The sequence below is a fragment of the Frateuria sp. Soil773 genome, from assembly GCF_001428405.1.
Lineage (GTDB): Bacteria > Pseudomonadota > Gammaproteobacteria > Xanthomonadales > Rhodanobacteraceae > LMSL01.
Map to the genome: position 1 here is coordinate 1 of NZ_LMSL01000009.1, position 235 is coordinate 235.

1 protein-coding gene is annotated in these 235 nt (G+C 67.2%); it reads left to right on the forward strand.

Features of this window, described 5'->3' with window-relative positions; translation table 11 throughout:
- A partial coding sequence (locus tag ASG87_RS20430) for an Ig-like domain-containing protein (RefSeq protein ID WP_162258317.1) occupies positions 1-235 on the forward strand: 235 nt, incomplete at both ends.

Consider the following 235-nt stretch of genomic DNA (forward strand, 5'->3'; position numbering starts at 1 on the left):
GATCAACTGGATCTGGGCCGGCGGCACCATCTTCCACCTGCGCGAGAACGTCAACGGCCCGGACCTGGCGACCTTGCAGGTGCGCGGCAACCAGCCGCCCAACATTACGTTGACGGCACCGGTGAATGGCAGCGCCGCGATGGCCCCCGCCACGGTCGTCGTCAGTGCCAACGCCAGCGATCCGGATGGCAGCGTACAGCGGGTGGAGTTCTGGGGCGACGGCAGCCTGATCAAG